The sequence below is a fragment of the Levilactobacillus huananensis genome (assembly GCF_003946145.1).
Classification (GTDB): domain Bacteria; phylum Bacillota; class Bacilli; order Lactobacillales; family Lactobacillaceae; genus Levilactobacillus; species Levilactobacillus huananensis.
The window spans coordinates 1-19,027 of the sequence record NZ_RHOC01000020.1 but is presented as its reverse complement, the minus strand read 5'-3'; the positions used below and the strand labels follow the sequence as shown (position 1 = coordinate 19,027).

General features: G+C 39.2%; 20 protein-coding genes and 3 pseudogenes. 10 read left to right on the top strand and 13 right to left on the bottom strand.

Translation table 11 applies throughout. The features are described from left to right. From EKM71_RS10605 to EKM71_RS10595, 4 genes and pseudogenes are all read left to right on the top strand, one after another. Positions 1–154 (top strand): annotated as a pseudogene (locus tag EKM71_RS10605) (IS30 family transposase); the annotation flags it as partial. Between the two features lie 232 nt (positions 155–386). Next, positions 387–605, top strand: a complete 219-nt coding sequence (locus EKM71_RS10600) for a DUF2188 domain-containing protein (RefSeq protein WP_010579558.1) — start codon at positions 387–389, stop codon at positions 603–605. After that, positions 605–781, top strand: a complete 177-nt coding sequence (locus EKM71_RS11135; protein ID WP_154590010.1) for a hypothetical protein — start codon at positions 605–607, stop codon at positions 779–781. Before EKM71_RS10600 ends, EKM71_RS11135 begins: the two co-directional genes overlap by 1 nt. A 341-nt stretch (positions 782–1,122) precedes the next feature. Then, a complete protein-coding gene (locus EKM71_RS10595; protein ID WP_089109986.1) occupies positions 1,123–2,298 on the top strand; it encodes an IS256-like element IS1310 family transposase in 1,176 nt (391 codons plus the stop codon). Between the two features lie 59 nt (positions 2,299–2,357). On the opposite strand, the pseudogene EKM71_RS10590 reads toward EKM71_RS10595, so the two are convergent. The 3 genes and pseudogenes from EKM71_RS10590 to EKM71_RS10575 all read right to left on the bottom strand — a co-directional run. Continuing rightward, positions 2,358–2,591, bottom strand: a pseudogene (locus EKM71_RS10590) (helix-turn-helix domain-containing protein); the annotation flags it as partial. A gap of 268 nt (positions 2,592–2,859) precedes the next feature. After that, entirely contained in the window at positions 2,860–3,942 is a 1,083-nt protein-coding gene (locus EKM71_RS10580; RefSeq protein WP_089109985.1) for a DUF3324 domain-containing protein, read from the bottom strand. Beyond that, complete coding sequence (locus tag EKM71_RS10575; protein ID WP_089109984.1) at positions 3,914–4,492, bottom strand: hypothetical protein; 579 nt, start codon at positions 4,490–4,492, stop codon at positions 3,914–3,916. Before EKM71_RS10575 ends, EKM71_RS10580 begins: the two co-directional genes overlap by 29 nt. 267 nt (positions 4,493–4,759) lie before the next feature. Between EKM71_RS10575 and EKM71_RS10570 the strand changes: the two genes are divergently transcribed. Next, complete coding sequence (locus EKM71_RS10570) at positions 4,760–5,377, top strand: recombinase family protein (RefSeq protein WP_014216312.1); 618 nt, start codon at positions 4,760–4,762, stop codon at positions 5,375–5,377. 462 nt (positions 5,378–5,839) lie between these two features. On the opposite strand, the gene EKM71_RS10565 is transcribed toward EKM71_RS10570, so the two are convergent. Continuing rightward, complete coding sequence (locus tag EKM71_RS10565; RefSeq protein ID WP_164504795.1) at positions 5,840–6,085, bottom strand: helix-turn-helix transcriptional regulator; 246 nt, start codon at positions 6,083–6,085, stop codon at positions 5,840–5,842. Next, positions 6,061–6,366 (bottom strand): DUF6442 family protein, encoded by a 306-nt coding sequence (locus EKM71_RS10560; protein WP_010010253.1) that lies wholly within the window; start codon positions 6,364–6,366, stop codon positions 6,061–6,063. Before EKM71_RS10560 ends, EKM71_RS10565 begins: the two co-directional genes overlap by 25 nt. Positions 6,367–6,554: 188 nt before the next feature. Here EKM71_RS10560 and EKM71_RS10555 point away from each other — a divergent pair, with 188 nt between their 5' ends. The 3 genes from EKM71_RS10555 (at position 6,555) to EKM71_RS11270 (ending at position 7,990) form a co-directional block, all read left to right on the top strand. Next, positions 6,555–6,896 carry a PadR family transcriptional regulator gene (locus EKM71_RS10555; protein ID WP_125574565.1) on the top strand — a complete coding sequence of 114 codons (342 nt, stop codon included), beginning with the start codon at positions 6,555–6,557 and terminating at the stop codon, positions 6,894–6,896. Next, the gene (locus EKM71_RS10550; protein ID WP_064523805.1) at positions 6,896–7,723 is read left to right on the top strand and encodes a DUF1129 domain-containing protein; all 828 of its coding nucleotides are present in this window, start codon (positions 6,896–6,898) and stop codon (positions 7,721–7,723) included. The genes EKM71_RS10555 and EKM71_RS10550 overlap by 1 nt, the downstream gene beginning before the upstream one ends. 189 nt (positions 7,724–7,912) lie before the next feature. Continuing rightward, the gene (locus EKM71_RS11270) at positions 7,913–7,990 is read left to right on the top strand and encodes a putative holin-like toxin (RefSeq protein ID WP_076661461.1); all 78 of its coding nucleotides are present in this window, start codon (positions 7,913–7,915) and stop codon (positions 7,988–7,990) included. A 198-nt stretch (positions 7,991–8,188) separates the two neighbouring features. Here the strand turns inward: EKM71_RS11270 and EKM71_RS10540 are convergent, their stop codons facing one another. Further along, positions 8,189–8,926, bottom strand: coding sequence for a helix-turn-helix domain-containing protein (locus EKM71_RS10540; RefSeq protein WP_125574563.1), 738 nt, complete (start codon positions 8,924–8,926; stop codon positions 8,189–8,191). A gap of 290 nt (positions 8,927–9,216) precedes the next feature. Between EKM71_RS10540 and EKM71_RS10535 the strand changes: the two genes are divergently transcribed. After that, positions 9,217–10,188 carry a S41 family peptidase gene (locus EKM71_RS10535; protein WP_125574562.1) on the top strand — a complete coding sequence of 324 codons (972 nt, stop codon included), beginning with the start codon at positions 9,217–9,219 and terminating at the stop codon, positions 10,186–10,188. A gap of 141 nt (positions 10,189–10,329) precedes the next feature. Continuing rightward, complete coding sequence (locus EKM71_RS10530) at positions 10,330–10,419, top strand: putative holin-like toxin (protein WP_107696660.1); 90 nt, start codon at positions 10,330–10,332, stop codon at positions 10,417–10,419. 336 nt (positions 10,420–10,755) lie between these two features. On the opposite strand, the gene EKM71_RS10525 is transcribed toward EKM71_RS10530, so the two are convergent. From EKM71_RS10525 to EKM71_RS10490, 7 genes and pseudogenes are all read right to left on the bottom strand, one after another. Continuing rightward, positions 10,756–12,324: a ClC family H(+)/Cl(-) exchange transporter gene (locus tag EKM71_RS10525; RefSeq protein WP_125574561.1), complete on the bottom strand. Its 1,569-nt coding sequence runs from the start codon at positions 12,322–12,324 to the stop codon at positions 10,756–10,758. Between the two features lie 122 nt (positions 12,325–12,446). After that, positions 12,447–13,601 (bottom strand): cation:proton antiporter, encoded by a 1,155-nt coding sequence (locus EKM71_RS10520; protein ID WP_013356282.1) that lies wholly within the window; start codon positions 13,599–13,601, stop codon positions 12,447–12,449. A 553-nt stretch (positions 13,602–14,154) separates the two neighbouring features. Continuing rightward, the gene (locus EKM71_RS10515) at positions 14,155–14,397 is read right to left on the bottom strand and encodes a flavodoxin (protein ID WP_015474657.1); all 243 of its coding nucleotides are present in this window, start codon (positions 14,395–14,397) and stop codon (positions 14,155–14,157) included. A gap of 504 nt (positions 14,398–14,901) precedes the next feature. Then, positions 14,902–16,026, bottom strand: coding sequence for a M78 family metallopeptidase domain-containing protein (locus EKM71_RS10505; RefSeq protein WP_125574559.1), 1,125 nt, complete (start codon positions 16,024–16,026; stop codon positions 14,902–14,904). Continuing rightward, entirely contained in the window at positions 16,016–16,246 is a 231-nt protein-coding gene (locus tag EKM71_RS10500) for a hypothetical protein (RefSeq protein WP_125574558.1), read from the bottom strand. Before EKM71_RS10500 ends, EKM71_RS10505 begins: the two co-directional genes overlap by 11 nt. A gap of 123 nt (positions 16,247–16,369) precedes the next feature. After that, positions 16,370–18,505, bottom strand: a complete 2,136-nt coding sequence (gene topB, locus EKM71_RS10495; protein ID WP_125574557.1) for a type IA DNA topoisomerase — start codon at positions 18,503–18,505, stop codon at positions 16,370–16,372. A gap of 96 nt (positions 18,506–18,601) precedes the next feature. Then, positions 18,602–19,027, bottom strand: a pseudogene (locus tag EKM71_RS10490) (MobQ family relaxase); the annotation flags it as partial.

Below are 19,027 nucleotides of genomic sequence, written 5' to 3'. Positions count from 1 at the left end.
AGTCGTTGGTCCTCGTGGGCATAGTAAGGCAGTTTTATTAACTTTAATCGATCGCAAATCACGGTTCCTTTGGGCATACCGGTTAAAAGATCGGACGACAGCGACTGTTAATGAAGCACTAACTAAGTTCCTAACCACTTTTAATGAGAGCGTAAAATATCATCATAATTCAATGTCTAGTTCGAAATTTATAATTAGAAACCTTTTTGGGGCAAATTACATGGATACTATTTCTTAGTTAAAATATGAGTCTAGTGACTATCGGTTGAAACTAAAGCAACTTTTTTGACAACGCTTACCAACATGCTGTAATCTTATTTAATATATAACAAATAATCTATATACTCTTTTCCATATCTAAAATCATATGAATGGAGGTTATTGAAATGCCTTGGAATGAACAAAATTACCCACCATCAATGAAAAATTTGAAAAAAGTGGTTCGAAAAAAAGCTATTGAGATCGCAAATGCGCTTAAAGAAAAAAATTATGACGATAAGCGGGCCATTTCAATTGCTACGGAACAAGCGGAAAAATGGTATCAACATCGCTCTGATTTAAAAGACGACACTCCATTCAAGAAGAATTTAAGGAGGCATAGCTAATGATATCACTTTTGGAAAAACACCCAAACAAAATTACTCCTCATATACCAATAGAAAAGCCTAAAAAGCAATTACCACAAAGATTTCCAGTAAAGACTCCACCTGAAACTCCCCAAATAAATCCAGAAAAAATATACCCTGAAAAACAACCTGAAGAGCCGGTTAGGCGTGATTAATAAGCCGTTTATGTTAGATTACAAATTCCAATTTGAAGGGGGCCACATAAATCAGAGTGCATTCCTATGAGGCATACTAAATACAATATTGGAGACTACGTTTTAAATTGCAAATAATTCGGATTAAATTTGTAATCTACCTTAATCTATTTCGTTTAGTATCCTTTACTATATATAATAAGGAGGTCTCTAATGCTAGTTTTTCTGTCAACATCATTCATATCGAGAGCGTAAAATATCTTGTGTAAACGCATAAAAGATTTCTAAATTGTATAGAAATAGGGAATGCCTTCCCTTATGATATTTAGTAACCACAGAAAACATCACAGGAGGCATTCCCCATGAATGAACTTACCACAGAAATTATCGCTGCACTAGCCCAAAAACAAGATTTGGACGAAGTTTTTCGTCACCACCTTGAAATCGCCATCAACCAGCTGCTTCAAACTGAATTGGCAGAGTTTTTGGGTTACGAACGCTACTCATACGCTGGGATTAACACTGGTAATAACCGCAACGGCAGTTATGAGCGCTCGTTTAATACGAAGTACGGCCAACTTAACTTAACCATTCCTCGAGATCGCAATGGCCGGTTTGAAAATCATACCTTGCCAGCCTACGGTCGGCACAGTGATAATTTAGAAACAACGGTTATTCAGTTGTATACCAAGGGAATTACCACTGCTGAAATTGCCGAACTCATTGAGAAAATGTACGGTGCTCACTACTCCAAAGCCACGGTTTCCAACATGACTAAAGCCGTCAATGAACAGGTTCAAGCTTTCCAGCAACGTCGACTGGCTTCACAATATGCGGCTATCTTCTTAGATGCCACTTACTTGCCGTTAAAGCGGGATACCGTTCAAAAAGAAGCGGTTCATATTGCGATTGGCATTCGTCCAGATGGTACGAAAGAAGTGCTGAACTACCAAGTGGCGCCGACGGAATCAACTGGGATCTGGACTGAATTACTGGGAACCCTGATTAAGCAAGGGGTCAAAGATGTGCTGTTGTTTGTGGCCGATAGGTTAGTTGGTTTGGATGAAGGCTTAAATCGGCATTTTCCCAAAGCTAAACGACAACGTTGCCTGGTTCATGTTGGGCGTAATTTGATAAACAAAGTTCGGGTGAAAGACCGTAAGGCCGTGATCAATGACTTTAAACAAGTTCATTGGGCTGCCAATCGTGAAGCAGCCGAACTGAAACTGAATGAGTTCGCCAACAACTGGCATCGTACCTATCCCAAGTTAATCAAAGATCTGCTTAAAATGCCGAATCTGCTCACTTTCATGGACTTTCCACCAGCCATTCGGCAATCACTCTACTCCACTAACTTGATTGAGAACTTTAACAAGCATCTCAAGCGCACCACCCACCGCAAAGAACAATTTCCAACGGAAGATTCACTGGATCGATTCCTGGTTTCTCAGTTTAATGCTTATAACGAGAAGTCTCTGAAGCGGATCCACCGAGGCTTTAAAGGACTCCAGGACACCTTGGAAGCATCATTTATTTGAGTTAGATACATATTATATGTACGAAGGCATTTCATTTACACAAGATTCTTGACGCTACCGTTTAGAATGGTTTGCTTTAATTTGGCATTCAGTTTAGTTTTTCGGCCACAATGCGCCCGTTTATATTCAGCGTTGGCCTGTGCTAATTCAGCTTGATAAGGTTGACAACGAGATAATTCATAAGAAATCGTAGACGGCGATCGTTTTAACCGCTCAGCCATTTGGATATTGGTCAGTCCTAGCTCACAAAAGGTTTCAATTTTAATTCGTTCAGAATAGGTTATACTAGACAAAAGATCAGCTCCTAAAAAATGGGTTTGTGGTAAACACCATTTTAAAGGAAGCTGATCTTTTTTGTCCGAACAGTGTTCGGATTAATTTTACAATCTACCATATAGGTTGATGATGTTTTGTTTGAATTCTTTGTCGTAACGAGTTGGCATGTAAAAATTCTTTCCTTTTGAGAGACGATTTATTCATTATACGCTCTATTAAAAGTTGTCTCAGGAATCAGCTTACATCCAATTTTGGTAAAATCATTTCCGCAAACACCCTAACGATTTATCCTCCCCTACTAGGGTTTCTTTTACCCAAGTAATAAGCACCGATTACAAGTAGGATGACAACTATTACTCCTGCTATAATTAGCACCCACCAAGAGTTACTATTTTTATGATGACTATGGGTATTTGTAGCGTTGGCAACTTGCCTACTAACACTAAATACTTTGCTAAATTTCCAATGGCGCTTTCCAGAGTGCATAGACATTTGCAAAATGTAATTTCCATACTTAAGATTTTTATTTAATAGTATATGATAATTAAATTGGCTAAGCGGAGCCATTGACATGTTGCTTTGATTGGATGTAAGAACTACATTCTTACTTTTTAGATTAATGATTTGGGTATGTACTGATAATTGGCCAAATACTGTTGGAGTAACATTTGCTATTTTAGCCAATACAAGCGCATTACCATTGATAACACTAGAGCTAATTTTTTTTAAAACCAATTTTGTATGAATAATTTTATTGCTTTCATTTAAGACAATAGGGATAGCATATGCAATTTCATTCTTGTATCCCATAACGGCCCTTTTTTTAGATGTTTTGGTAGTAGTATTATTATTTAAAATTTGCTTAACATAAAATCCACCAACAATAACACCCTTAAACTTCTGATTAGGTATTTTGATTGTATAGCTTTTTTCGATTGTACTATTAGCAGGTAACGTAACCGTTCCAAGACCTGTCACTAACTTATTAAACCGAGTATTACTCAAGAACTTAGATTTTACGTTCGTATGGTTATACTGAATATTACCAGTATCACCCGTAAATGCTGTATTACATTCAACATTAACTATTTGTCTAGTACTACTTCTGTTAGTAAACAAAAGCTTTACGTGAAGACGTTGTTTAGGCGATACTGTTTTTTCGATGGAGGAGCTACCGTTTTGCCCTTTCACCTTAACTGAATAACTATAACTAGAGTTAGTTATAGCAAAGGCAACCTTGTTATCAAAAAATAGGAACCCTATCAAAACAATTAATAAGGCCCCTATTCTAACCAGCAACTTATATTTTGAAGTATTTAATATCATTTTAGTCCATTTATTAAGATGCTGCACTTGTGGTACCTGCATTTTCAGTCAACGTCCAAGTAATTGTTCCTGTATAGCTTTGCCCATAAACTTGTTTATCTTGGTTTAAATCAATTGATGTATTTGAAGAGGAAATCGGTGTTGAGGTAGTTCCCTCGTCAGTCCCTGTGGCCACAGTAGTTGCAGTTGTTCCATCTAAGGTAGTGATTGTTTTTCCACCAAGGGTTAGTGAGGCAACAGACAAATCATGAGACTTACTACTACTATCAGTATAAGAAAGTTTGGATGGAGTAGCAGTCAAAGTCCAATGAGTGTCTGTTCCATTGCCTAGATCATCAGTAGTTTTTAACTCATCAGAGGTTGTCGTATTGGCACTCGTTGACGTATTATTAGCGATATCATCTACTGTACTAGAAAAAGCCAAACTAGAAGGCACAGAATCAATCGATAGCGTCCCGTCTTTCACAGCTACACCTGTGCTAGTTTTATCCGTTCCTGTCGTTGTATTACTATCCGCATAAGCTGAAATAGACGACATCCCTAAAAACGTAACCGCAATTAATGCAGAAAGGATTTTTTTGTTGTTTTTCATTTGACTATCTCCTTAATTATAATTAAATCAGTCACTATTCGTTATTCATAATAATACACCTAATGGCAAATTACAAGTTAATCCGGATAAAGTTGTAAATTCAGAGTGTACCCTAAATGGACAATAAACGTTATACTAAGAATATAGGAAAAAACTGAGATTCTATCGGGCACGGTAAGCGATTCTTGAATCTGTTAAAAATGTCTAATTTGAGTGTCTAATCTGTTACCGATAATGTAGGGTCAAATTCCGAGAGGAGAAGTCGTGATGAAAATTGGGTATGCCCGAGTTAGTTCAACTGATCAGAATTTAGCACGTCAAATCAAAGCACTTAAAAAAGCTGAGTGTGAAAAAATATTCGAAGAAAAGCAATCGGGAAAATCAACTGAGAATCGACCAGAATTGCAGGCGGCCATTGCGTATGTTCGACAGGGCGATACGCTGGTCATTGCGTCCTTGGATCGTTTGAGTCGTAACTATGATGATGCCAGTGATATCATCAAGCAGATCAGGGACAAACAAGTTAAGATGGAAGTCTTAGATGCGCCATTTCTTTCTATGCGCACTGGCGATTCAGATATGGATAAATTTATGTTTGACCTGTTAACCGAACTGCTAGCTTATATGGCCCAAACGGAACGGAAGAAAATTCGTGAGCGCCAGCGTCAAGGAATTGAAATCGCCAAAGCTAATGGGAAATATCGAGGGACGCGGCCCGCTTACGCCGCAGACGCACCTAACCCACAAAAACGGTTTATCTACCGCCGTATCGTCGATCAATTAAGAAACAAAGCAACCGGTGCCCCAATTAGCTATCGTGCAATTGCAGCTGAAACCGGTGTATCGGTGCAGACAGTAATTAATATTAAAAATCGGTTGGTATAGCTGTTAAATAAGCGTCATCTGAGCACACGTTCGTTATTTTTAACGGACGATTATTTGAGTGAGGTCTGAGGGATTGTTTGATCTACGTAGGATTTTCATATCACGAGTAGGACTTCAGTTTAGAGATACTAATGCGATTAATATTTAGGTTACTTATTTTGCGTTCAATTAGCCTAAAAAATGAGTTAACGAAGCTTTTCGTTAATAGCTTACGGCTACTAATTTCGTTACTCACATTAATAAATGGCTTATAAGCATACATTATGATGTTTTGCCACTTTCAGCTATAGATTAAAAAAAAGCAGGCCACAATTATTAAGTTGTGTCGCTGCCATTCTCTATTATTCCTGTTACAGGGTCTAATTTGGAAACTCCTAATGAACATCTATAAATCTAGTTACATCACGAAATTAAAAACGGCCACTAGAGTATACCCTAGTGGCTATATGTTATAATTCGGTCCTATTCTTCTTTAAAATAAAACAAAGCTTCAAATTTCTTGTCCAGAGCAAGACATAAAAGCAGTGCCAATTTTGCTGACGGTACAAATTCACCAGTCTCGATATTGCTGATTGTTTGGCGTGAAACCCCAACTAACTTCGTTAGTTGGGGTTGATTCAGACTCTTTTCTGCTCGCGCAACTTTTAAGTGATTTTCTAAAATTATGTTTTTCAAGACAACTTCTACCCTCCAATTACCACAAGCCATGCAGTGTAGAAGACCGCTACGATTAGGAAGAACGACGTCAGAATAGATGCCAGAGAGTGTTTCTGGATGACTTGTGCTATTTCAACGCCTAAACTGCCAAGTAAAATCAAAAAGAACACATCACTAAGAGGTTCATGCCGAAATAACCGGATAATTAGCATGAAGAGTAAACCCAGCGAGTAAAATCCAAATATAATACTTTGACTTTTTAAAATGGTATTCCTTTTCCCTTCATCATCCTTTGCCAGTTGAGCTGCTTTTAATATTTTGTTTTTGTCCATTGTAGCGCCTCCGTTGTCAACACTAGACTTTGTGGAGGAATAAAAGTAATAATGATCTTAGCCATTCAGTCTAAGTAATCAGACTATTTGAGCGCTTGTTAAAACATATCTACCTAGTTTGCTTTACAAACCAGTTAGATATGTTATGCTACTAATATGCAATGCAAAGTAGTGAAGAAGGTGATTACTTGTCCCAATCAGATATTTCCAGCCAAATGCTTAAAGGTATTTTCCAAGGGTGCTTGCTACTTCTAATTAATCATCAACCTTATTATGGTTATGCAATTAGCCAAGAACTTTCAAAATATGGTTTTACAGACGTTCCTAAGGGGACAATTTATCCACTGCTGATGAATATGGAGAAAAAAGGGCTGATTGTCGGTAAAACTAAGCCTTCCAAAGAGGGCCCACAACGAAAATATTACTATATAACCAGCACTGGGAAGCAAGCTCGAAAAACCTTTCTAACTCAATGGGCTAATCTCTCACTCAACGTTAATAGCCTAATCAACGAAAGAAGGAACGACTAATGAATAGCGATAATTTGATCAAAGCTAACAACCTGCTTCGCAAAAAATTGACCTCTGAAAATCAAAAGTATTATGAAGATTTGCTAACTTATATCCGTGGGAAGTCAACCTTTAATCGAGAAAAGGACGTTGAACAGCTTTTGTTAGAAATCCTACATGATTTAATTGACGCTCAAAACAATGGTCAAAACGCAGAAGACTATTTTGGAAAAAATCCACAAACATTAGCTGATGAAATCCTCCAAACATTACCCAAATCATTCTTTGAAACATTTAAACTAGCTTGTTACATCTTGATTGGTTATGTCCTTTTATTTGCCACTCCCAATATCGTATTACCAACATCAAATTTAGATTTTGGTAAACTGATTATTCTCGGCACAATTAGCTTTGTTTTTTCACTCGTAGTCTTGTGGTTAATTGGACAAGAAACTTATCAAAAAAACAAGTTGATAAAATTGGCCAGCTACGTGCTTGGAACAATTACTTTCGCTGGTATCGTTATTGGCAGCGTCTTCTTAAAAACGCCGCTTGCGATTAGTTTACCTGGCTGGTATGGGATTGGAACCATTCTCGTTTTGCTTACCATCACAACAATGATTTATACAGCTGAGCGTAAACGGCTACCGTTTCTAATCATTGTTTATATTTTTATTGTGATTGATTCTCTACTTGGAATTGGTACCCGAATTCCTGGCCTCTCCGTTTTTCTAAACCAACCAATTCCTAAATCAACAGCACTATGGGTACTAGTGATTGGAGGACCGATCGTCGCACTCATTTGTGGGTTTGGCTCTTGGTGGTATTTAAAAAAGCATGAAAATTAGTGACGTAACAAATAAAGATGAGCAGTAACTGTTCGACACATATTTTTCCTGTATAATTAAAACTTGTAGAGAAGTTAAGGCGGTGGCTATTTCCGATCGGAGGTGGTGCTTATGGTGTTAATCCTTTAAAGCCCATAATTCCTAACGAAAGGAGTAGCCTAAGTGTCCGTTGCGGACGCTTTACAATTAATGCTGGCTTTCGGTACTTTTATCGTAGCCTTGATCGCATTAATTGTTGAGCTGATCAAAAGTCAGCAAAAAAAATAACCGCCTTAGCTTGGCACAGCTAGCGGTTATTTTAAGTCGTTAATTAATGCCACCGTCTTAAACGGCTCTACATGGGAAGCCCTGTTCACGCGGGGCTTCCTTTTTATGCCTTTATTATAGCATGACTACAGCTGGATTTCGACTATTTTTAATCAGCTTCTTTAGCAGTTTTAATGTGATTAATCAACATTAATTTTCTTAATTAAACGGCCACCACGGAAATCGTTTAGTAATCCGTCGTTCTGCATGAGTATCGTAAGCCACATAATGATTACCAGTTTGTTCACGCATCATTAGGGGGATCTGCGCACGAGAGACCAGACGAATATTTGAAACATAGGAGCCTTTATGAGCAACAAGTGCCCAACGCTGTTTAGAACTATATTGTCCGGTATAAAACTTTAGCCAACTACCACTACCAAAAGGATCATCAGCTACAAACGCATCAACTCGCTGTGGGGTTTTAACAGCAGCAACATGCTTGTTTTTACCATCACTATCAATGATAGTTGTCTTTTCCTTCTTCTCTAGTACCTGATTAGGGAGTACCGCATAACCATATTGAACTCTCAAAAAAGGGTTGAAGCGATCAATCCATTCATTTTGCGTGGCACGCCCAAACCCTAATATACTTAACCATAAAAACAGTAGCACAATAATTCTCAACACAATTAGTAAGTAGCGTTTGTATTTATTTTTATCCCGCACATCTTGACTAATTTTATTAACCATAATATTTCCATCACCTTTAAGTAAGATATCTAGAGGAACAGCTAAAAATTCACTTAAATTTACTAATGTGTCTAAATTTGGATAACTTAAATTATTTTCCCAGCGTGATAGCGTTTGACGTGTCACATGTAATTTATCAGCCAATTGTTGCTGGGTTAAGTGCAGTTCTTTTCTTTTTTTCCGTAATACATTAGCAAATTGCAATTTAATAGCCCTCCTTAACTTTTAAGATAGCAGAAATCTCGCGAATGTAACGCAATTACCATGTTACATTGCCCGTTTTCCCGTATTAAACGAAAGAACACTGATTCCATCTGGCAATGGCAACCAGAAAACCACGTCTGATATTTTTTTGTGGTGAGCTTCATTGGAGTAGCGATTACGTAAGATAGCGACCCTTCTTGAAGCTAACTCATTTACAAATATCCCATGATGGTTAAGCATATTCCCTAATGTGTTAAAATTAAATTGTGAGTATCTTTAAGGATTAAGGAGTGAATTCTTTGAAAAAACACAAAAAATTAATTATCTCGTTAATAGTAACTATGCTAGTGATTATTTCTGGAGGAATATACATAGGATATCAGTATGGCCCTAACTTTAACTTCTACTTGGTCCCACCAACCCCTAAAAGAGACGCCATGCTGGCTTTTAATAAAATATCGTCCACAGGGATCTATACAGAAAATCAAGCGCAGAAAAATAGGATGACAGAGATTCGCAATAACATTTCAAATAAGCATACCTACAAAGAAATTTATCCACTGTTAAAACAAGCCTTGGCAATTAAGGGTGGTAAGCACGCTTCTTTGATAACTCCATCAGAAGTAAAAAAAGAAGTTTCACAATACAAAGCCCCAACTAGCAGTGTTAAAAATAATATCTTATACGTCCACTTACCAGAATTCAGTGGATCATCATCACAAGGAAAAAGATACGCAAACACAATTTATTATAAGCTAACTAGTAAAACATATAAGGGTATTATCATTGATCTTAGGAATAACCTAGGTGGTGACATTGGCCCAATGTTAGCTGGAATTTCGCCAGTTGTCCCTAATGGAAAATTATTTGAAATAGTTAATTCGGCAAACAATCCTACGAGTGTAACCTTACACGAGAGTGTTACTAACAACATGGGAACTAAGATAGAACTCGGCAAGGTAAAAAAAGTCACAGGAATGCCGGTTGCGGTGATACTCAATCGATGGACTGCTAGTTCAGGTGAGCTAACAGCTTTAGCACTTGAAACCAATCCTAACGTTAAAACTTTTGGTGGTGACTCTGCTGGGTATACTAGTATCAATGATACGTACACTATGTACAATGGTGCTCAAGTCAACATAACTGCTGAAAAGATCAAAAAAAATAATGGGCAAGTACTCTTCAATAATAAAATTAAACCTGACGTTCAAACTAACAAGCCAATTGTTCAAGCTGACAATTGGCTATTAACTCAAAACTAGTTTTTGGTTAGAGATCGGTTGATCTCTAGCTTCCACTGTATAATAGATTAAACAAGAAGTTTTAAGGGCGGTGGCTGTCTTTTCCCTTGCGAGGTGAGGCCATGGGAACATGGAATAATCTTCAGGAAGGTTTCACAGTCAATGAGCGTCTTCCAGGCACTCTCGTTGATGTTGCTGTTTGGCACGTTTTTAATCGCGCTACTCAGCTATATCGACAAGCACCACAAATAAAAAAGCCGCCCTGCGTAACTTTGGTAGGTTACAGGGTAGCTTAATGCTGTCTTATTAACTTCGCCACCGCCTTTGAAGCGGCTTGCGTAGGAAGTCTTGTTAGCGCAAGGCTTCCTTTTCTGTCTACATTATAGCATGACTATGAAAAATTGGGTAGCAAGGCATTTTCGGCATATTATTTATCTTTGTATTTTTCAAAATAGGTTCAACTAATTCTGTTTCAGCGTTTTTCGTACTTCACCGTATTTGTATATAGTTTTCCAATATGTTTATGTCTGCCAACGGACCCACTTAATCTGATACCTACCATTATGATAAACCAATTTACCTATTAACTTAGTCTTGGTGCTTTTTTTCTAAGGTTGCTAATAATGCATCAATCCGTTGTTTAACTTGGGGTCGTTGGGTTGTATCAGTTAACAGTACTAACGTATCACCTTCATGAATCAAGGTGTCACCATGTGGAATCACTTCTTGTTCGCCACGCCGGATTCCAATGAGCAGTGCTTCTTTAGGCCATGGCATGTCTCGGACCATTTTGCCGTTTAAGGGACTGCCAAAGAAAACCGGTATTTCCAAATGATCAGGTCGATGAAGTTGCTGAACAGTTTTAGGCATTGTCATCTGCTTAAGCAATGCTTCATAGATTGGTGCACCGCCTAATAAATCAACAACAAGGTAAGCAGTTAACGATATGACTGCTAATGGCATTAAATGTGTTAAATTGCCAACCATTTCTGTTACCAGCAAGATAGCTGTGAAGGGAGCTTTTCCGATTCCAGCAAAGTAACCGGCCATGGAAAAAATGATTAGGTTCATGATATAGACATGCGATAATAATCCTAATTGATTCATTAAGACGCCATAAACCGCACCAATCACAGCACCTAAAGAAAGAATCGGCAAGAAAATACCGCCAGGTAATCCGGAACCATATGAAATCATTGAAAAGACGAATCGTATAATAAAAATTGCAATTAGTACAAACAAAGGTGGAACATACTGGCCAAATCCAACAATTGAGCCATTACCACCACCGAGTAAATTTGGCGAAAAGTAACCAACTAAAATTACCAGCAGAAATGGTACGATACCTTGTATTGGGCGTGGCAAATGTGTCAATTGATGATACCACCTAGGCATAACTAACAAGACCCGTTGATATAAGTAACCAAATAATCCCAAAACAATGCCGAGTAAAATTAAGTGCCAATAATTTGATACTGGTAAACTACGTGAATAACTTAAATGTAACACGGGAACAAGTCCGAAAACATTCAGCGAAATAAAATTTGAACCAATTGCTCCGGCTAATGCTGTTAACCAAACCAGCGGTGAAAAATTATGGTAAATCTCTTCTAAGACAAATAGAGTTCCAGCAATGGGGGCATTAAACGCTGCTGCTAATCCAGCAGCGGCGCCTGATGCAATTAGTAGTCGGCGATCAGTTCCTGATAACTTAAACCCAGAAGCGAAACCTTGACCAACTGACGCACCTAATTGAATCGACGGTCCTTCTCGTCCGAGAAATAGTCCAGGTCCCAATGCCAGAATACCACCGATAAATTTTCGCCAAAGAATTGACCACCAGTGCATTTCCAATTCACCAGCCAATTGACCTTCAACTTGCGGAATTCCAGAACCAGCGATATAAGGTTCTCTCTTGAGAAGTCGAGCCACAATTAACGCTAAACCAAGGTTGATGCCAATCAACAATGCCCATTCCCACCAAACAAACGGCGCGATTCGTAAGTATCTATATACCAATCGACTATAGTGCAGCCCTATCTCAATACAATAGCGAAATAAGCTAACAACGGTGCCACTCATTAAACCCACAAGCAGGCCGAGTAAAACAAATCGCAAACGAGTAACGTCAAATTTTTCTTTTACAAGCTGTATCAAATAACTAATCCTCCATTATAACCAATATTATATAATTTAGTACTTAATTAAACTAGGCAATATTTCGATGAAATCTAGTAGTTATTTTTCACAGAGAAGGGGTGTCATACCGCTAAAATGTTTTAGTAGTTTATATGACGAGCCGCATGTTTGAGTAGTAATGGTGCTAATAACGTTGTTAGGATAATGGCAGTGATAATTGCCGAATAGTAATCATCACTGATTAGTTTGGATTGGTAGCCTATTTGAGCGATAATCAAGGCCATTTCCCCACGCGAGACCATCCCTGCACCAACGAGGTAAGCTTCATTCGAACTGAATCCGGCCCATTTAGCCCCACTTCCCGCTCCTAATAGTTTCGTCAGTGTTGCCACAATTGTCAATACGATAATTAATAACAAATCGTGTTCTATGCCAGCTAGTGACATACTTAAACCAATTGAAACGAAGAATACAGGAATGAAAATCGCATAACCGATTGGTTCGATACTTTGATCAACTTCATGAGCTACATGAGTTTGTGCAATCGCAATTCCTGCAAAAAAGGCCCCAATTACTGCACTCAGTCCAATCAGATTTGCAATATATGCCATACCAAAACACAAAATCATCGCCATTATAGTAGGTCCCACTGGATTCAATAATTTGGTGCCTAGTCTAGCGAGGAGAGGGGCGATAAAACGCATCACGAAATAAATTGCGGCAAAGTAAATTAGCTGCTCTAAAAAAGTCAGAGCTAGCGGTATCTGGGTATCCGTACCAGCCTTTGTACCTATTAAACTGACCATAATGCTAAGTAAAACGACAGCTAACACATCGTCAACCACCGCGGCACCGAGGACTGTTGAACCGCTCTTACTATCAAGTAAATTTAATTCTTTCATGACAGCAACTGAAATTGAAACCGACGTTGCGGCAAAAATAACGCTCAAAAACAAGCTTTCAAATTGTGTCAAGCCAAAAACAATACCAACTGGATAGATCAGTACCATTGGAATCAAAACTCCTAACAACGCGACAATTATGCTAGGACGCAAATATTTTTTAAGTAATGTAAGATCACTCTCAAGTCCGGCGATAAACATTAAGATGATAACCCCAATCTCTGAAAAAATATGGATAAAATCATTGGCGTGAACCCAATTCAACAACGCAGGGCCAAGAATAATTCCAACAAATAATTGACCGATCACTGCTGGGATACCAACCCTAGAGGCTAGATGGCCAAATAGACTAGTTGCAATCAAGATGATCACCAAGGTACCTAAAAATTCCAAACAAAAACCTCCTCATACAAAAAACGTAAACCCAGATACCTCTTCCACACCCCTGAAAGAGAACACCTTGAGCTTACGTCAACCGATTTATTTATTCATATTTTGATAATACCTTTTATATGATAGCAGACTAATCAAAAATATTCAAGTAACGATAAGTTGTCGTATTTAGTTACTTATTTCGAAACACGGACACCGCCAATTTTAAAAGTGACCTCTGAATTTTCCGGCATATGTGCCGGTTCGCCTGTTTTAGATATCGGAATCGTCTTCTCCAGCTATAAATCATGCTGGATACATAACCGAGCTAAAAAGACACCGTAGGTATATTATCACGTCCAAGTAATCCAAACTAGTAGTGATCAAATCATCATTGATTTCTTGTTTGAGGCTTGTGTAATTCTTCTTTATATTGTGGGTGCCAATATGATACCTTTCCCAGCGGTTGATCATCTGCTTCTTGATCGTAATTATTTAACCAATTTTTGATGGCTTGATCAGTGTCGTAAGCACATACTCCACGAACTGCCAATCCACGTTCAATCGTGGCTCCTTAGGCAATCTCTGATAGTTCATTCAGACTATCACCAAAGCGGTTCCCTTCATGGGTGCAGACCGGATAGATTGTTTTGTCTTGCCACTGATATTGTTCCATAAACGTTACAATCGGACGCGGTAAATGATTCCACCAATTAGGGAATGCTAAAATAATGTGATTGCTACCAGCAATATCTGCAGTAATTGGCATAATTTTAGGAAAAGTACGCTCGTCCAATTCGTGTTTGGTAATTTTCAATACTTGTTGATACTCATCAGGATAATCAATTGGGAATAATATGGCGAGAATTCATTATGATAATCTTTTAAGAACTAAAGCTAATATTTTAGGTATCGTCGTTGATACTGATGATAATGGCATTAATTTTCCATTATCTTTGTTAAACATATCAGCAACAGATTTACATACGCTTACAAGATTTAAAGTATTTGCAATACTAGAAGAAAACAAAAGCACTCATGTGAAAAGGTGTTTGCTGAAAGATAAAAGTTGCACTAAAAAACTGAACGAGTATATCGACCAACTGTTAAACGTCCCTAAAAAAGGCGATTGCTAACACACATCGACAAAAGGAACAAATAAAAAAGCCACCCCGTGTAACCTTGGTAGAGGTCACAGGACAAGCTAAAACCGTTTATTAAATTTCTGCCACCGCCTTCGAAGCGGCTTGCATGGGAAGTCCTGTTTTTGGCGGGGCTTCCTTTTTCTGTCCTCAATTATAGCATGTCCCTTAAAAACTGGCTAACGTTTTAGGCTTTGATCAGGTTCAGAATCTGGTTGTTTAATTTCTGGATTCTGTTTAGCAAATGCTTGCAGTTGTTTTTGAGTTCGCTTACTGATTTCTTCGTGTATCTCATGTAACTGGTTTTTAAATTGTGCTTTTTGTTGTGAATTAGTCGTTTGCTGAACTTGTTGTTGCAAGCTTTGATAGGACTTATTCAGTGACTGAGCTGATAGCTTTTTTAAATCATGCTCGGGCTCTTTTTGTGCTTCTTGTAAGCCTAATTGTTTGGTTAACCCGTCACTAAGCTCAATCACTTTGTTGCTAACCTGCTGGATTTCACTTAAAGCACTATGGATCACGGCTTTATCTTTGGCCCAGGTAGCTACATACCCGAGGGAGTAATTGCCTGTATCAACCCCAATGTTTTGCATGGCGACATATGCAACCGCTTCGGCTTGGGTTTCCTGATAAGCTCGTGGCCGATCTTTAAAGGCTGATTTTAATCCGTGTAGCTGGCTATGCGCATATTCATGATATAACGTCTTCAATTTTAAAGCATTATTGGGCTCATCGCCACCAATGACGATTTCATTAGTGCTGGGTTGAAAATACCCCTTAGCCCCATTTAGCGTCGCTAAAGGCACTTCACTGACTTTAAGGTCGGGTTGCTGGTTGAGATAGTCTTTGAACGCGTTATACAAGCTCGTTACATTCTGATGATCGGCTAAATTTTCTTTGACAAAATCCTTGGCACTTAAAACTGGCTCACCGCTAGTTTGTGACACGTCAAAGACGGGTAGATAACGGTAACCGACAATGGCGCGTTCATCGGTGGTATCAAGACGCTTTTGCTCGGCTGGTGTTAACTTCTTAATAATCGGGGCCGCAATCCGAATCGCTTTTGCGCCTCGTTTGACGGTGCGGTTAAAAGCCGTCTGCCATTGCTTAAAGCCCGCGACTTGAGTGGCTTGCGGATTTTGCGCATAAATCAAATCAATGTTTCTGGCGCTATAATGATGAAATTTAGCCAGGGCATTAAGATACTGTTTAAATCGGTCACTATCGGTTAATTTTAGGATTTGTTGTTCGGCTTGGGCGACTAATTGTGCTTTCCAAGCTTTAACGTCGGCTTTACTCGGCATTGTCTACCCCCTCCTCATCTTCAAAAATATCATTCAATATAGGGGCTACGTTGATTTGAACCGGGGTCGTGCCATAAAGGGCGATGTAGCCATCAGCTGATTTTTGCCAAGCCACTTGATAATAGGCCCCGTCACCAGTGATTTCTTTTAAATACTTGTAGGTTCCTTTAGACTGCAAAACTGGTAATTCACTCCCAATGACTGCTAATTTATTATCCATTTTATGATCTCCTTTGCTTTGCTAATCTCACCCGTTGGTTAGGTTCACTTTTTGGTTTTTGAAAAGTAAACCTAAATGACGGGTTCACCAACTGGAACAACGTGAAGGGCGGTAGGGTAAGGTCTAATCAAAATCAAAACTTAATTTATGGCCGTCAAGCTTTAACTTGGCGTCAAACGATTTTCCTTTTTTGCTCTTGAAACCCTTTAGTTTGCTGGTTTCACCCTTGGTGACTAAGGCTTTGATTGCAGTTTTACCAAGGGTTTTGCTGCTCCATTTCTTGGGTAAGGTAAAGTCTTCGCCCTGCTTAGGCTTCACAAGGTAAAACTTCTGTTTATTTAAAACAGTCGCTTGCGGTGTTTCTAAGAATACTTCGGCAGCCTTTTGCGCTTGCTGTTGGTGATCGATTTGTTGCTTAATGGTTGGACTGCCAGTCAATTGCGCGGGGACATCAGCAATTAACTTCGCCACAAACTTCTTAATCTGGCTCAAAAAGTTATCTGGGGTGCGTTCTTCGGTACTGATTTGCTGTAATGCTTGCTCCCATTTAGCCGTCATCTCTGGGCTAGTTAACAAGGGTTCGAGTTCAACCGCTTTACATAAAGTAATTCCGGCTTCACTGACGTGTAGCTTGTTCTTTTCAGTGACGAGATAGCCGCGTTTCTTTAACACTTCCAGCACATTGGCCCGGGTTGCACTTGTCCCAATGCCTTGCACATCTTTAAGAATCGCTTGGGCTTCTTCATCATCAAGCGTTTTGCCGGCGGTCTTCATGGCCGTAATCAGGGTACCTTCGGTAAAGGGGACCGGTGGTGTCGTTTCTTTTTGCGGTGTTTGCAGATTTGCTTGGACTTGATCGCCTTGGTGAACGAGCGGTAAAGTTGCTGCTGCTTGCTGGTCGGCTGTGTGATCATCAAATAATGCTTGCCAACCTTGCTTCGTTGGGACCTTACCGGTTGCTTTAAAATTGGCGGCACCAACTTGGGTGATAATGGTGGTTTCCTCGTACTCGTACGGATCAGCAAACATCGCTAACGTCGTTTTTAAAACTAAGTCATAGACTTGTTGCTGTAATTTAGGTAAGCTGGCTAGTTTCTCTTTAGTCGGCACAACTTTAGTCATGATAATGGCGTAATGTTCTTCAACCTTTTTCCCATTGACGTAACGTTTATTTGGGGTGGTATTGGTTAAAGCGACTTGCTTAGAGACTAACCCCAGATACTTCGTCAGATTAGCCACTAAATACTCAAATTCTTCATCAGTGATATAAGCACAATCGGTGCGGGGGTAACTCAACAACTTGGCTTCGTACAAACTCTGAATGGCCGCTAAGGTTTGGCTGGCACTGGCATGATACCGTTTATTCATCGCACTTTGCAGACTGGATAGCGAGAATAGTTGGGGACTAGCACGCTTTTTACCTTGTTTTTGGACGTTCTTGATTAAACCGTCCTGTGAGCCTTTCTGAACGTGTTTAGCTTGCATGAATGTCATTAGCCCTACTTCGTCTTTAAACCGCTGATAGGGGTCTAATTTCGCGGCGAATTTTTGCTGATTGGCTAAAATTTCCGCATTTAGTTCAAAATAGGGTTCCGGCTTAAAGTTTTTGATTGCCTGGTCTCTTCGATAAACCATATACAAGGTTGGCGTCTGCACGCGACCAATTGAGTACACCCCGCGCACCCCTTTTTGTCTTAACAACAAAGTATATAAATGACTGCCATTCATACCAATTAACCAGTCACTAATTTGACGGGTTTGGGCTTCTTTATAAGCCAAATAGTCTTTGTGCCAATCACCAAGATTTTTAAAGCCGGTAATAATCGCGTCTTTTTCTAGGCTATTCAACCAAAGGCGCTTAATCGTTTTCGACTTAACATCAATATGCGCTTGGTTCATGATCGACCACGCGATATTTGACCCTTCTCGACCACTATCGGTGGCCACAATAATGGTATCGGCTTTCGTTAACAGGTCTTTAACGACCTTGAATTGGGCTTTTTTACTAGCTGACACTTCAAACTTGTATTTATCGGGGAAAATCGGTAAATTAGATAAGGCCCATTGCTGGTATTTCTGATCATATTTATCCGGTGTGGCTAGTTCAACTAAATGTCCGAGACCATACGTGACAAGCGTATTATCGGGCAAAACAGGGTCACTAACCGTATAGTAACCCTGTTTTTTTGTGCTCTTTTGAAAGGCTTGGACGTATGAACGGGCTTGACTGGGTTTTTCAGCTAAGATAACAGTGGTCATGTTCGTTCACTCCTTATGATTCAATTTTTGATCTAATTCTGTTTTGCCTTGTTCAGCCGCTTTTAACCAGGTTTAACGGTGCATTTTTTATTCCGATTACAAGTGCATGCCCCCATCTTCATGCCGATTTCGAGTTTGGTGTTGCCGTTGCTTTTTCGCCATTTCCCACTCAGTCTCTTTTAAACCTTGCGCCTGTCTTTGTCGTTGGTAATCTTCATCACGAGCATATAGAACAGTCATGATCGCGTCACTAAAGGCCGTCTTTAAGTAGTAGTTTGGACTAACTGGCTTATAATTTAACGGTTGATAATGTGCCAGCTGGGATTTTCGATATTGATCGTCCTTAGCTTGTTGCTCTTTTAACTGTTTTTGGATTTTCTCAATCTGACTGTTCTTAATCGTTGGATCGACTTTACATTCACCCAAAAAGAGTTGTTTAGTGCCGTCATGCTTTAAAACCCGTTGTAAGTGATGATTCTCTAACTGATCTAAGCTAAGCTGTCCCGATAAATAAGCTAGTCC

What these genes read in the sequence shown, in the direction of transcription:
- topB (WP_125574557.1), bottom strand. Translation starts at nt 18,505, where the DNA reads ATGACCACTGTTATCTTAGCTGAAAAACCCAGTCAAGCCCGTTCATAC.
- EKM71_RS10575 (WP_089109984.1), bottom strand. Translation starts at nt 4,492, where the DNA reads ATGAAAAACAACAAAAAAATCCTTTCTGCATTAATTGCGGTTACGTTT.
- EKM71_RS10505 (WP_125574559.1), bottom strand. Translation starts at nt 16,026, where the DNA reads ATGCCGAGTAAAGCCGACGTTAAAGCTTGGAAAGCACAATTAGTCGCC.
- EKM71_RS10530 (WP_107696660.1), top strand. Translation starts at nt 10,330, where the DNA reads ATGAGCGTCTTCCAGGCACTCTCGTTGATGTTGCTGTTTGGCACGTTT.
- EKM71_RS10600 (WP_010579558.1), top strand. Translation starts at nt 387, where the DNA reads ATGCCTTGGAATGAACAAAATTACCCACCATCAATGAAAAATTTGAAA.
- EKM71_RS10595 (WP_089109986.1), top strand. Translation starts at nt 1,123, where the DNA reads ATGAATGAACTTACCACAGAAATTATCGCTGCACTAGCCCAAAAACAA.
- EKM71_RS10570 (WP_014216312.1), top strand. Translation starts at nt 4,760, where the DNA reads ATGAAAATTGGGTATGCCCGAGTTAGTTCAACTGATCAGAATTTAGCA.
- EKM71_RS10550 (WP_064523805.1), top strand. Translation starts at nt 6,896, where the DNA reads ATGAATAGCGATAATTTGATCAAAGCTAACAACCTGCTTCGCAAAAAA.
- EKM71_RS10560 (WP_010010253.1), bottom strand. Translation starts at nt 6,366, where the DNA reads ATGGACAAAAACAAAATATTAAAAGCAGCTCAACTGGCAAAGGATGAT.
- EKM71_RS10565 (WP_164504795.1), bottom strand. Translation starts at nt 6,085, where the DNA reads ATGGCTTGTGGTAATTGGAGGGTAGAAGTTGTCTTGAAAAACATAATT.
- EKM71_RS10500 (WP_125574558.1), bottom strand. Translation starts at nt 16,246, where the DNA reads ATGGATAATAAATTAGCAGTCATTGGGAGTGAATTACCAGTTTTGCAG.
- EKM71_RS11270 (WP_076661461.1), top strand. Translation starts at nt 7,913, where the DNA reads ATGCTGGCTTTCGGTACTTTTATCGTAGCCTTGATCGCATTAATTGTT.
- EKM71_RS10580 (WP_089109985.1), bottom strand. Translation starts at nt 3,942, where the DNA reads ATGCAGGTACCACAAGTGCAGCATCTTAATAAATGGACTAAAATGATA.
- EKM71_RS11135 (WP_154590010.1), top strand. Translation starts at nt 605, where the DNA reads ATGATATCACTTTTGGAAAAACACCCAAACAAAATTACTCCTCATATA.